9 protein-coding genes and 1 pseudogene are annotated in these 8,039 nt (G+C 61.7%); 1 reads left to right on the forward strand and 9 read right to left on the reverse strand.

Features of this window, described 5'->3' with window-relative positions:
* Window positions 1-412: 412 nt before the first annotated feature.
* Window positions 413-931 (reverse strand): MarR family winged helix-turn-helix transcriptional regulator, encoded by a 519-nt coding sequence (locus Q8O80_RS08390; RefSeq protein ID WP_305578882.1) that lies wholly within the window; start codon window positions 929-931, stop codon window positions 413-415.
* Between the two features lie 134 nt (window positions 932-1,065).
* On the opposite strand from Q8O80_RS08390, the gene Q8O80_RS08395 reads away from it, so the two are divergent.
* Window positions 1,066-1,956: a branched-chain amino acid aminotransferase gene (locus tag Q8O80_RS08395; RefSeq protein WP_305578898.1), complete on the forward strand. Its 891-nt coding sequence runs from the start codon at window positions 1,066-1,068 to the stop codon at window positions 1,954-1,956.
* Window positions 1,957-2,120: 164 nt separating this feature from the next.
* Here Q8O80_RS08395 and Q8O80_RS08400 read toward each other — a convergent pair whose 3' ends face one another.
* The 8 genes and pseudogenes from Q8O80_RS08400 to Q8O80_RS08435 form a co-directional block, all read right to left on the reverse strand.
* The gene (locus Q8O80_RS08400; RefSeq protein WP_305578884.1) at window positions 2,121-2,711 is read right to left on the reverse strand and encodes an ABC-type transport auxiliary lipoprotein family protein; all 591 of its coding nucleotides are present in this window, start codon (window positions 2,709-2,711) and stop codon (window positions 2,121-2,123) included.
* A gap of 5 nt (window positions 2,712-2,716) precedes the next feature.
* Complete coding sequence (locus Q8O80_RS08405) at window positions 2,717-4,312, reverse strand: MlaD family protein (protein WP_305578886.1); 1,596 nt, start codon at window positions 4,310-4,312, stop codon at window positions 2,717-2,719.
* A gap of 3 nt (window positions 4,313-4,315) precedes the next feature.
* Window positions 4,316-5,095, reverse strand: a complete 780-nt coding sequence (locus tag Q8O80_RS08410; RefSeq protein WP_305578888.1) for an ABC transporter ATP-binding protein — start codon at window positions 5,093-5,095, stop codon at window positions 4,316-4,318.
* Between the two features lie 2 nt (window positions 5,096-5,097).
* Window positions 5,098-6,225 (reverse strand): ABC transporter permease, encoded by a 1,128-nt coding sequence (locus Q8O80_RS08415; RefSeq protein ID WP_305578890.1) that lies wholly within the window; start codon window positions 6,223-6,225, stop codon window positions 5,098-5,100.
* A 92-nt stretch (window positions 6,226-6,317) separates the two neighbouring features.
* A complete protein-coding gene (locus tag Q8O80_RS08420; protein WP_305578892.1) occupies window positions 6,318-6,764 on the reverse strand; it encodes a molybdenum cofactor biosynthesis protein MoaE in 447 nt (148 codons plus the stop codon).
* A 3-nt stretch (window positions 6,765-6,767) separates the two neighbouring features.
* Window positions 6,768-7,019 (reverse strand): MoaD/ThiS family protein, encoded by a 252-nt coding sequence (locus Q8O80_RS08425; RefSeq protein WP_305578894.1) that lies wholly within the window; start codon window positions 7,017-7,019, stop codon window positions 6,768-6,770.
* The gene (gene pgsA / locus Q8O80_RS08430) at window positions 7,016-7,582 is read right to left on the reverse strand and encodes a CDP-diacylglycerol--glycerol-3-phosphate 3-phosphatidyltransferase (protein WP_305578896.1); all 567 of its coding nucleotides are present in this window, start codon (window positions 7,580-7,582) and stop codon (window positions 7,016-7,018) included. The genes Q8O80_RS08425 and pgsA overlap by 4 nt, the downstream gene beginning before the upstream one ends.
* 177 nt (window positions 7,583-7,759) lie before the next feature.
* A pseudogene (locus tag Q8O80_RS08435) lies at window positions 7,760-8,039 on the reverse strand (3-deoxy-7-phosphoheptulonate synthase); the annotation flags it as partial.

The following is an 8,039-nucleotide window of genomic DNA, read 5'->3' on the forward strand; positions in this document are numbered from 1 at the left end:
ATTGACGATATCACCGCGCAGGATTGTGTGGATGCCGGTCTGTTGCCCGAGGACACCGACGTTCCCGCCGCCAACTAATTCGACGGCCTCTTTCTGAGACGCCCGGCTTCGGCCGGGCGTTTTTTTGACGCGAACGAGCGAAGGCGGGAGCCGCCTTGTGCCGTTCACGATAAACTACTCGATCACAGTTTGCTTGCGCTGGAACCCTGATGGCGGCGCGCCGTTGTTCGAGCAACCCCTACGGCATCATCAAAGCCAGGGGCAAGAGTTTTGGCGCTCTGACCTTTGAGTCGCCAAACGGTCGGCGGTTGCCGCAGAGGTTGACGCTCCTTTGTGGTGGCCCCGTGGGACGCGAAACTTCGGTTTCGCGTCCTTTTTTGTTGGCGCGTGGCTGTCAGGCATTGAAGGCGCGTCAGAGACCGATCATCAGGTTCAGCCGCTCAAGGGTTGCGCGGTCGGCAGGGTCCACCATGCCCACCAGGAAATGGAGAATGGTCTTGCGGGATTCTGGGGGCAGGCCCGCAAGGGCATCATTGATCCGGCTGGCCTGGGTCGTCGACAGCGTCCCGAAGAAATCCCGCCCCTTGTCGGTAGCAAACAACAGGCGCTGGCGCCGGTCTGACCGGCCCGTCTTCTGTTCGATATAACCATTGTCGATCAATTGGCGCAGGACGCGCGCCAGACTCTGCTTGGTAATCTTGAGAATGTCGAGCAAATCAGCCACCGGCATGCCGGGGCGCAGGCAGACAAAGTACAGCACGCGGTGATGGGCCCGGCCAAAACCCTGATGCCCCAGCATGGCGTCGGCATCGCCGGTGAAGTCGCGATAGGCGAAGAAAAACAGGCCCATAATATCGAGGGGGAGGGTTTCGCCGTCGGGACCAGCGTGATTTATGTCAGCCTTGTTGACATTGTTTTCGTACGCTGCCATTGTTTTCCCATCAGGACGCCGTTGATGACTTATCCCTCAGCCTATGTCGTTTGCCAAGGGCTGGGAGCTGGGGCATGATCGGCGCCAAAATGGGCAGCCCGCGTGGCGCCCGCAGGCATTTTCAGGAGACAACCATGGCCGGCGTGCCGATGGACCAGCGTGAAGGCTGGATCTGGTTTGATGGCGAATTCAAACCTTGGAAAGACGCAAAAATTCACGTGCTGACGCATGGGCTGCACTATGCCAGTTCGGTGTTTGAAGGCGAGCGCGCCTATGGCGGACAGATCTTCAAATCGCGTGAGCACACGGAGCGATTGATCCGCTCGGCGGCCACGCTGGACATGCCGATGCCCTGGTCGGTCGAGCAGATCGAAGAGGCCAAGCGCGCGGTTCTGGAAAAGAACAATCTGGTCGATGCCTATGTGCGTCCAGTCGCCTGGCGCGGTTCGGAAGAGCTGAGTGTGCCGGCGCGCAACAACACCGTGCATCTGGCGATCGCCGCCTGGGTGTGGCCGAGCTATTTTTCCGTTGAGGAGAAGCTCAAGGGCATTCGCCTGGAGTGGAGCAAGTGGAAGCGTCCGTCGCCCGAGACGATCCCTTCCTCGGCCAAGGCGGCCGGCCTCTACATGATCTGCACGCTGAGCAAGGACGCGGCGATGGCCAATGGCTATGCCGATGCGCTGATGCTGGACTATCGCGGCTATGTGGCTGAAGCGACCGGCGCCAATGTGTTTTTCATCAAGGGCAAAGAGATCACCACACCAACCCCCGATTGCTTCCTCAACGGCATTACACGCCAGACGCTGATCGAGCTGGCCAAGCGCAATGGCTATACGGTTACCGAGCGTCACATCATGCCCGAAGAGCTGAGCCAGTTCGATGAGTGCTTCCTGACCGGTACGGCCGCCGAGGTGACGCCTGTCAGCGAGATCGGGGAGTACAAATTCACCCCGAGCGTGGGTTGCCGCACGCTGATCGATGCCTATTCGGCAGAGGTTCAGCCCAAGCGCGCTGCGGCCGAGTAATTTCGGCATTGCTGCAATGACGAAGCCGGGCCGAAGGGCCCGGCTTTTCGTTGAGCCTGGTGCTGGTCGCCGTTTCGCTGAAACGGGCAAATCGCTTCAAGTTCTTGATTGGTCGCGTTTTCAGCAGAAGTGGCGCTGCTCCTGCATAGAACGCCCAAGGCCGGTCAGGCGGTTTGCGCGGTCCATTGCAGAATTTCGGACATGACCTGACGCAAGGCGATGTCCAGTCCCCCGATGGCGGCGGCGGCCGGCTCGGTGGTGGAGGGCTGAGCCGACGAGAATGTCTTGCTCGCGAAGATCATGCCGCGTCGTTCGTCGACCAGCTTGGCGTTGATGGTGACGGTGGCCAGATTGCCCTTGCTGACGTCGATCTCGAAAGCCTGTATCTCGGTGGCCAGGGTGATGTCGACGCTGAGCTGATCGTCCGGGCGACCGATATTGGGGAAGTTGGAGGCCTGAAAGGTCTGCAGCAGGCGGGTCTGCAGCAGACGGGGCAGGGTGTCCGACAGCTGAGCTTCGGGCAGATAGCTGAGCATATTGCCGACGTCCCGGACGACGACCCGCTGACTGTCGTAGGTCTGCACTGCGACGGGCAGGGTGATCACCACCACCCGCGACGAGCGCCGGCGCATCGGTATCTGGCTGGCGCTGGTGAGGTCATAGGTTATGGGCGGCGTGGTGGTGAAGCAGCCGGCCAGACCAAGGGTCAGCGCGGATGCCCCAAAAACCATGAATGCGCGTCGTGTGGTGGACATCGAGCCTACCTCTTGTTGTATTCGCGAACGGTTTCGCCGCCAAAAATCAGGCCCTGCGGATTGCTTTCCAGATTGCGGACCACGCGGTCAAACCGCGCCAGTGTCGCCCGCGCTTCTGCCGCCAGGGCAGCATAACCAGGTAGTCCGCTGGAAGTGAAATTGTTCAATCCGACAGCAATGCTGGCCGTGCTGGTATTGAGCTGGTCGGCCAATTGCTGGATCGAAACGGCAGCATCGCCGATCTGGGCAAACAGCCCTTCGCCTTCCGCATTGCTGACTGAAGCGTCGAGTTTGGCCAGGATTTCGTCGACCTTGGTGGCCGAGCCGGTCAGCGACTGGGAGATTTCAGTCGCATTGGCCATGATGGTATCGACATTGGTCGAATTGTCGCCGAGCTTGGTGGCGAATTCATCGATATTGTCCAGGACGCGGCTGACCAGGTCCGGGTCGATACCAGCAGCGACCTGATTGATCTTGGCAACGACCGGGTCGAGATCGGCCACCATGGCAGTGAGGCCCTCGGCCAAGGTCTCAGTGGCCGCAAACAGGCTGTCAATTTGATCAGAGTTGCGCGCCAGGCTGTCGGTGAAGGTGGCGATGTCGTCGACGACAGTAGTGATTTTTTCCGGCGGCAGGGCGGCCAGGATGTCCTTGAGGTCGGCGGTTACTGTGGTGATTTCACCCGAGAAGGTGTCGGCATTGGCGACGATGCGGCTGACTGCCTCCGGATCCACCGCCGCGGTCACTGCGTCGATGCGGTCAACGCTTTGCGACAAGGTTGCGCTCATTTTGGTGACGTCGTCAGCCAGGGTGGATGCTGCGGTGAAGAACTCGTCCACCTTGCCGGAATTGCGGGACAGCGTGTCGCTGAAATCGGCGATGTTGTTGACGACCTCAGTGACTTTTTCCGGGGGAATGGCCTCGGTCAGTTCACCCAATTTGGTGGACAGGTCGCCGATCTGCTCGGCCATCGGGCCAACCTGCTTGCCGGCATCGGCAATGCTGGCCAGTGCATCCTTGACCCCATCGGCATTGGCGGCCAGCGCATCACTGAACGCGGCAACATTGCTGATGGTCTCGTTGAGCTTGGCATCATTGGCGTCAAGAAAGCCATTGAGACGGTCAACCGCGGTGGCTGTGCCATTGATGGTGGTCGACAGGCCATCCAGGATCGACTGGAAATCGGAGACCTTGGCATAGAGCGTGGGCACGCTGCGGCCCGGTTCGATCGGTGGTGGTCCGGCCTGCTCGGTGCCACCGGACAATTGCAGCGAGCCAACGCCCGTCAGACCCTGAAAGCCCATCAGCGCCTTGGTATCGGCCTTTATGGGGATCGAGGCGTCGATTTCGATGCCCGCAATGACGCGGTTGATATCGGCTGGATCGAGCGCGACGGCTTTGACCTGGCCGATCTTGATGCCGTTGAACTGCACTTCGGTGCCGGCGCTGAGGCCGGAAACAGTGCCGGTGAAAATCACCTCGTAGCTGGCGGTCGCGGTGTTGCTCGAGGGCCCGGCAAACCAGAAGACAAAGCCGACAAAGGCAACCAGAACGGCGGTGGCGATGGCCCCAACGATGGTATAATTTGCTTTGTTTTCCATGGTCTAGCCTTCGAGGTTGTGGGCGCGGGGGCCGTGGAAATAATCTCTGAGCCAGGGCTCGGTGGCGGCACGCATCTGCGTCAAGGTACCAGCCTTGAGCAGCTTGCCATCGGCCAGGGCCACAATCCGGTCGCAGGCCGCCTCAAGACTGTCCAGATCATGGGTGACCATGAGCACCGTCAATCCCAGGGTCTTGCTCAAGGTGACGATCAACTCGTCGAACTTGCCCGCGCCAATCGGGTCGAGGCCAGCGGTGGGTTCGTCGAGAAACAGAATTTTGGGGTCCAGTGCCAGTGCGCGGGCTAGTGCCGCCCGCTTGATCATGCCACCAGAAAGCTGGGCCGGAAAGGTTTGCGCCGCACTGGGCGGCAGGCCGACCAGGTCGAGCTTCACATGGGCAATTTCGCGGCGCAGTTTTGGCGACAGGTCGAGGTGCTCGCGCATGGGGAACTCGATATTTTCCAGCACGCTGAGCGAGGAGAACAGGGCGCCCTGCTGAAACAATACACCCCAGTCGCGGCGGAGCAGTTCACGTTCGCGTATCGTCAGCTCGGAGAAGGGGCGACCAAAAATGGTGATCTCGCCGCGGCGATGCGGCACCAGACCCGCCATGGCGCGCATGGTGACCGTCTTGCCGGAGCCGGACGGGCCAATCAGGCCAAGAATTTCGCCGGTGCGCAGTTCAAAGCTCAACCCGTCAATCACCGTGACATTGCCAAAGCCGACGTTCAGATCATGCACGGTCATGGCGGCAGGGGCTGCCGGGGTGGGGGCGGTGTCCATGGCTAGAATCCGATCGCCGCATAGAAGACGGCAAACAGGCCATCGGCCACGATGACGACGAAGATGGCTTTGACGACCGAGGAGGTGGTGCGCCGGCCCAGCGATTCGGAGGAGCCCTGCACCTTCATGCCTTCGAGCGAAGCGAGCAGCCCGATCAGCAAGCCCATGAAGGGCGCCTTGATCAGGCCGGCCATGATGCTGGTCATGGTCATCGCATCCCGCAGGCGGATGATGAACACGTCCACCGGGATATCGCCATAGACCCGGGCCACCAGAATCGCCCCGGCCATGCCGGCCATCGAGCCGACGAAAGCCAGCAGCGGCAGGCCGACAATCAGCGCCAGGGTGCGCGGCAGCATGAGGGCCTGATAGGGATCAACCCCCATGACCCGCAGGGCGTCAAATTCCTCACGGATCCGCATCGAGCCGATTTCGGCGGTGATGGCCGAGCCGGATCTGCCGGCGACCATGATGGCCGCCAGCAGCACGCCGATCTCGCGGAACATCAGGATGGCCGCCAGATCGACAACCAGGATGGAAGCGCCAAAATTGCGCAATTGCAGAATGGTCTGCTGGGTGATGATGGCGCCGACGACGAGCGAGATCAGCGCCACAATGGGAATGGCGCGCAGGATGATCTGTTCAAACTGCTGCACGAAGCTGGCCAGGCGCAGCGGCGCCCGCCCGATCATGGTTTGCCCGAATGCCGACAGCAGATGGCCCAGCGTGGTGTTGATGGCGTAAATATCGCCACTGCCACCCATAATGGTGCGCCCGAGCGTGTCGAAGGGGGCGGTAAACCAGTTTTCGCGCGTCGGGGCGGGCGCCTCTTCGGGGTCATAATTGTCGATTCGCTCGAGCAGGCTCTGGTGTTTGCCCGAGGCACCAGCAAAACCGCCCGAGGGGCCTGCACCCTGGCGGCGCAGGCGGGTGAGCAGCCAGGCACCGATGGTGTCGAGTGCATCGATGGCGGCTATGTCTATGACAGTGTTGGTGCTTTTGGCGAGTGAAGGCTCTGTGGCGGCGACATCGAGCTCAAGCGCGCGCGCATTGGCTGAGGTCCAATCTCCCGAACAGCGGACCACCAGGTCCGAGTCCTGCGTCGTGGATAACTCGATATAGCGACCCATGAGACCTTCAATGTCACAAATGCAGTCGGTTCATTAGCACGTTCTGGCCACAATTGGCAGGTTGGTTCGCGGCCAAAATAATGCAGCAAACCCTAGTCCCAGCGCGCTTTGGCGGCATCGTCGTCGCCCTTGGCGGCGACCCAGCGGGTGCCGTCGGGACCGCTCTCCTGCTTCCAGAACGGGGCATCGGTCTTGAGGTAGTCCATCAGGAATTCTGCGCCCTGGAACGCCGCACGGCGGTGCGCCGACAGGGTCATGACCTGGACGATGGGCTCGCCGGCGCGCAGCACGCCATAGCGGTGGATGATGGTGGCGGCGAGCAGGTCAAAGCGGGCGGTGGCAGTGGCCAGCATGGCCGAGAGCTGATTGATCGCCAGTTCCGGGTAGCATTCGAGCGATAGGGTGGTGATCGGCGCGTCGGGGCTGGAGCGGACCATGCCGGTAAAGGTCACCGCAGCACCGGCGCCCTTGCCAGCGGCGAGAAAGGAATTGGTTTCGGCGCCGGGGTCAAAAGCGTCGGTGGTGACGCGCACGCTCATCAGTCACCCTCCGGTCATGGGCGGGAACAGGGCGACGACGCTGGCGCCGGCAATCGGGGTGGTATGGGGCACCAGCCTGGCGTCGAGCGCCGACCTGATCAGGCTGCGCTTCTCGACGGCATGGGCAAAGGCCTCGTCGCGCTGGGCCAGCCAGTCGATGAGGTCGGCAATGGTGACGACGCCGTCGGGCGGGGAGACTTCCTCCTCGCCGCGATTGAGGCGTTCGCGCAGCCAGGCGAAATAGAGGATCTTCATTTCGCCGGCCCCGACAGATGCGGCCAGCTGGCGCGTAGATAGTCCCAGCCGGTCCAGATCGTCAGGGCGCCCGCCAGCCAGAGCAGGACATCGCTGAGCAGGCCGAAGCCGGGCACGATGCGTTCAAACAGCACCACGGCCAGCGCCACCAGCTGGATGGTGGTCTTCCACTTGGCCAGCTTGCTGACCGGCAGCACGATCTGGGTATTGCCGAGAAATTCGCGCAGGCCCGGAATGAAGAATTCGCGGAACAGGATGGCGCAGGCCGGGATCATGTCCCAGCCCGAAAAACTGCCATCCCAGGCCAGCACGGCGATCAGAATGCCGACCAGGAGCTTGTCGGCAATGGGATCGAGCATGCGGCCGAGCGGGGAATACTGGTCCCAGGCGCGGGCGAGGTAGCCATCGAGCCAGTCACTGGCCGCCGCCAGCACGTAAAGGATCAGTGCGATCAGGCGCAGGATCAGATCACCATCCATCACCAGCACGGCAATCGGGATGATCGCGAGGATGCGCGCGATGGTGATCAGGTTGGGGACGAGCAGCAGCGGGTTGTTGGCCATAAAACGACAGAACAGAATTGCAGCTTGGGGGTCAAGGGTCAGCGTGTGGTCAGTGCATGGCGATCTTGCCCTCCGCCCCGAAGGGGGAGGGCAAGTTCTCGCCAGTCAAATGCTCCAGGCCTTTGCTTGGTCGCGGTTTCGAACCGAGAAAGTGGCGCCACTTCTGCTGAGAACGCGCTAGGCGACGTGCTGCTTGGTGGCGGCACGGCGGGCGGTCACGGCGTCAGCCAGAGCGTTTAGCGCGGTGACGGTGGGGTCCCAATCGATGCAGCCATCGGTGATGGACTGGCCGTAAACCAGTTCGCGACCGGCAACGAGATCCTGGCGACCGGCCACCAGATTGGATTCGACCATGACGCCGATGATGCGGCGATCACCAGCGGCCAGTTGCGTGCCGATATCGGCCAGCACCGCCGGCTGGTTCTCCGGCTTCTTGGACGAATTGGCGTGGCTGGCG

The organism is Devosia sp. (genome assembly GCF_030689745.1).
Classification (GTDB): domain Bacteria; phylum Pseudomonadota; class Alphaproteobacteria; order Rhizobiales; family Devosiaceae; genus Devosia; species Devosia alba.

What these genes read in the sequence shown, in the direction of transcription:
- Q8O80_RS08400 (WP_305578884.1), bottom strand. Translation starts at nt 2,711, where the DNA reads ATGTCCACCACACGACGCGCATTCATGGTTTTTGGGGCATCCGCGCTG.
- Q8O80_RS08395 (WP_305578898.1), top strand. Translation starts at nt 1,066, where the DNA reads ATGGCCGGCGTGCCGATGGACCAGCGTGAAGGCTGGATCTGGTTTGAT.
- Q8O80_RS08390 (WP_305578882.1), bottom strand. Translation starts at nt 931, where the DNA reads ATGGCAGCGTACGAAAACAATGTCAACAAGGCTGACATAAATCACGCT.
- pgsA (WP_305578896.1), bottom strand. Translation starts at nt 7,582, where the DNA reads ATGGCCAACAACCCGCTGCTGCTCGTCCCCAACCTGATCACCATCGCG.
- Q8O80_RS08405 (WP_305578886.1), bottom strand. Translation starts at nt 4,312, where the DNA reads ATGGAAAACAAAGCAAATTATACCATCGTTGGGGCCATCGCCACCGCC.
- Q8O80_RS08425 (WP_305578894.1), bottom strand. Translation starts at nt 7,019, where the DNA reads ATGAAGATCCTCTATTTCGCCTGGCTGCGCGAACGCCTCAATCGCGGC.
- Q8O80_RS08420 (WP_305578892.1), bottom strand. Translation starts at nt 6,764, where the DNA reads ATGAGCGTGCGCGTCACCACCGACGCTTTTGACCCCGGCGCCGAAACC.
- Q8O80_RS08410 (WP_305578888.1), bottom strand. Translation starts at nt 5,095, where the DNA reads ATGGACACCGCCCCCACCCCGGCAGCCCCTGCCGCCATGACCGTGCAT.
- Q8O80_RS08415 (WP_305578890.1), bottom strand. Translation starts at nt 6,225, where the DNA reads ATGGGTCGCTATATCGAGTTATCCACGACGCAGGACTCGGACCTGGTG.